The following is a 1,273-nucleotide window of genomic DNA, read 5'->3' as shown; positions in this document are numbered from 1 at the left end:
CTTCCCTACTCCCCTACTCCCCTACTCCCCTACTCCCTTACTAAGCTGCCAGATCGCGCAGCACGTATTGCAGGATGCCGCCGTTCTTGAAGTAGTCGAGCTCATCCAGCGTATCGATGCGGCAGATGATCGGCACGTTCTTCACCGTGCCGTCGCCATAGGTGATTTTGGCGATCATCGTCTGGCGCGGCTTGATGGTGCTCAGTCCGTCGATCTCGACCAGCTCGTCTCCCTTGAGGTTGAGCGATGCCCATGAGGTGCCTTCCTCGAAGACGAAGGGGATAACGCCCATGCCGACCAGGTTCGAGCGATGGATGCGCTCGAAGGACTGGGCGATGACCGCGCGGACACCGAGCAGATTGGTTCCCTTGGCCGCCCAGTCGCGCGACGAGCCGTTGCCGTATTCGACGCCGGCGAAGACGACCAGCGGCACGCCTTCCCTTTTGTACTCCATCGCCGCGTCGTAGATCGATTCCTCTTCCTTCGACGGGTAGTGAATGGTGTAGCCGCCCTCGCGGCCGTTCTCGCCCAGCATGTGGTTGCGGATGCGGATGTTGGCGAAGGTGCCGCGCATCATCACCTCGTGATTGCCGCGCCGCGTGCCGTACTGGTTGAAGTCGGCGACACCGACGCCGTGGTCGGTGAGATATTTTCCGGCCGGCGACGCTGCCTTGATCGATCCGGCCGGCGAGATGTGATCGGTGGTGATCTTGTCGCCGAACAGGCCGAGCACGCGGGCGCCCTTGATGTCGCCGATCTTGCCGAAACCTGATGTCATGCCGGCGAAATAGGGCGGGTTCTGCACATAGGTCGAGTTGTCGTCCCAGGCATAGGTCTGGCCTTCCGGCGCCTTGACGTTCTGCCAGTACTCGTCGCCCTTGAAGACGTCGGCATACTTGCGGGCGAACAGCTCGCGGGTGACGTTCTTCTCGATGAACTCCTGGATTTCGGCCGAGCTCGGCCAGATGTCCTTGAGGTAGACCGGCTCGCCGTTCTTGTCCTCGCCGAGCGGCTCTGTCGTGAGGTCCTTGGTGACAGTTCCGGCCAGCGCGTGCGCGACGACCAGCGGCGGCGAGGCCAGATAGTTGGCCTGCACGTCAGGCGAGACACGGCCTTCGAAGTTGCGATTGCCGGACAGGACCGCGGCGGCGATCAGGCCCTTGTCGTTGATGGTTTTGGAGATCGGCGCCGGCAGCGGGCCGGAATTGCCGATACAGGTGGTGCAGCCGAAGCCGACCAGGTTGAAGCCGATCTGGTCGAGCTCCTTCTGCAG

1 protein-coding gene is annotated in these 1,273 nt (G+C 62.5%); it reads right to left on the bottom strand.

Annotated features, from left to right (window positions below):
* Positions 1–40 precede the first annotated feature (40 nt).
* A partial coding sequence (locus tag EN884_RS36215) for an aconitase family protein (protein ID WP_245492054.1) occupies positions 41–1,273 on the bottom strand: 1,233 nt, incomplete at its 5' end.

Origin of the sequence: Mesorhizobium sp. M7A.F.Ca.AU.001.01.1.1 (genome assembly GCF_004022735.1) — a bacterium.
Taxonomy (GTDB): Bacteria; Pseudomonadota; Alphaproteobacteria; order Rhizobiales; family Rhizobiaceae; genus Mesorhizobium; species Mesorhizobium ciceri.
Note: the sequence above shows the minus strand (reverse complement) of the source record. Positions and strands in the feature narration are given on the sequence as shown.